This window comes from Komagataeibacter oboediens (assembly GCF_003207815.1).
Taxonomy (GTDB): Bacteria; Pseudomonadota; Alphaproteobacteria; order Acetobacterales; family Acetobacteraceae; genus Komagataeibacter; species Komagataeibacter oboediens.
In genome coordinates this window covers 1-1670 of the sequence record NZ_NKTX01000171.1, presented here as the reverse complement: position 1 = coordinate 1670, position 1670 = coordinate 1, and the positions used below count along the sequence as shown (strand labels likewise).

3 protein-coding genes and 1 pseudogene are annotated in these 1670 nt (G+C 61.7%); all 4 read left to right on the top strand.

Annotated features, from left to right (window positions below; genetic code table 11):
* Positions 1-290 (top strand): structural protein (locus CFR80_RS17995; RefSeq protein ID WP_110507839.1); only part of this gene is annotated, 290 nt, incomplete at its 5' end.
* Complete coding sequence (locus CFR80_RS17990; protein ID WP_110507838.1) at positions 287-628, top strand: hypothetical protein; 342 nt, start codon at positions 287-289, stop codon at positions 626-628. The genes CFR80_RS17995 and CFR80_RS17990, both read left to right, overlap by 4 nt.
* A gap of 21 nt (positions 629-649) precedes the next feature.
* Positions 650-1228, top strand: a complete 579-nt coding sequence (locus CFR80_RS17985; protein WP_110507837.1) for a hypothetical protein — start codon at positions 650-652, stop codon at positions 1226-1228.
* Positions 1229-1328: 100 nt separating this feature from the next.
* Positions 1329-1670, top strand: a pseudogene (locus CFR80_RS17980) (hypothetical protein); the annotation flags it as partial.

Below are 1670 nucleotides of genomic sequence, written 5' to 3'. Positions count from 1 at the left end.
GCATCCGCGCCCTGCGCGACCAGTTGCTGCGCTATGCCGAGCGCGGCTTGACCACCGTGGCTTCCATCATCTCGGTCTATGCACCACCCACCGAGAACGCGACCAGCGCCTACATCACCGCGCTATGCCGCCATATGGGCGTGCAGGCCGATACCGTGCTTGACCTGCATGATGCGGCAACCATGCGGGGGCTGATCGAGGGCATCACGACCATGGAGAATGGGCCGGGGCACCTCAGTCCGGCGCAGATTTCCAGCGCCCTGTCTGGATCGAACGGAGAAATCACATGAACACCACCGCGAAGTTCGGCGGACTTGGCGCGGTCATCGCGCTGCTGCTGACCGAAGTGCCCACGCAGTATGACCTGTATGTGGCTCTGTTCATCATCGCCTGCGGGGCCGCGACCGCCATGATCCCGCCGCCGCATGCAGGCAGCAAGTGGGTATGGGCCTACCAGCTTATGACCACCATCGGCCTGAACATCGGCTGGGCGGAAAACCACTTCAAGCCGGGGCAGTCGGGCGTGCGGGTGCCGCTTGTGGACAAGCCCGCCGCCAAGCAGGCCGTGGCCTCGGCTGGCATCCCGGTCCTGAACAAGAAGGGCCAGCCGGAAACGCCTGTTTCCTAATCGATCAACAAGGAAAACATCATGAACCCGAACCTTTCCCGCCGGTCCCTGCTGCGCGCCGGGGCCGGAACGCTGGCGGCTGGCCTGCTGGCTGCCTGCACCACGACCAAGTCCGGCACGACCACCACAATCACCCTGAATGTGGCCGAGGTGGTGGATTACGGTAACGCCATCCTGTCCTTCGCCAGCACATCCATCAACGTGTCGTTCATCGCAAGCGCGATGGGCACGGCGAACCTGGCTCTCGCCAACGCCGTGATTGCGTCGCTGAAATCGGCCCTGTCCGCGTTCCAGTCCGCCGCCGGGTCTAGCACGTCCGTCACCTATGACAGCACCAGCGTCAAGACGGCCTTCGACAGCATCCTTGCCGATGTGGAGAAGGTGGACACGCTGATTGTCGCGGTCATCACCGGCACGGCGGCCAACCTGTCCAGCAGCGTTGTGTCCGAGGCCAAGACGGCAGCCGGGGCGGCGGAGACGCTGATTGACCTGCTCAAGGCGATGATCGACATGACTGGCCCGCGCCTGCGTGGCGTATCGCCCCTCAGCGGGGATGCGGCCATTGGCCAGATCGCTGTCTTTGCGGCATCTCAGGGCTGACCATGAACCCCGCCATCGCAATCCTTCTCTGGATCAGCGGCCTCATTACCGGGGCCGCTGCATCTTTCTTCCTTTACGCATATCTGGCGAGTAATTCACGATGAACCCGTCACAACTGCATGTTGTCTCCGTTTTTTCCAATAACCGGCGCTGGCGTTCGCGTGAGCGACTTCTGCGCAAGTTCATCACGCATATGCAGGCATCTGGCGTAACCCTTACGCTGATCGAGCATGTGATGGGCGAACGCGACTTTGTTCTTGATCAGCACGACCCGGATCTTGCTGGGGTCCGTCTGTTTCAGATCCGTGGTGACAGTCGGCAGGAAAACTGGCTCAAGGAGGGTCTGATCCGTTATGGCGTCTCGCGCCTGCCGCCTGATGCAAAATACCTGGCGGTGATTGATGCTGACGTGTTCTTCCAGAGGCATGATTGGGCGATTGCA

What these genes read in the sequence shown, in the direction of transcription:
- CFR80_RS17985 (WP_110507837.1), top strand. Translation starts at nt 650, where the DNA reads ATGAACCCGAACCTTTCCCGCCGGTCCCTGCTGCGCGCCGGGGCCGGA.
- CFR80_RS17990 (WP_110507838.1), top strand. Translation starts at nt 287, where the DNA reads ATGAACACCACCGCGAAGTTCGGCGGACTTGGCGCGGTCATCGCGCTG.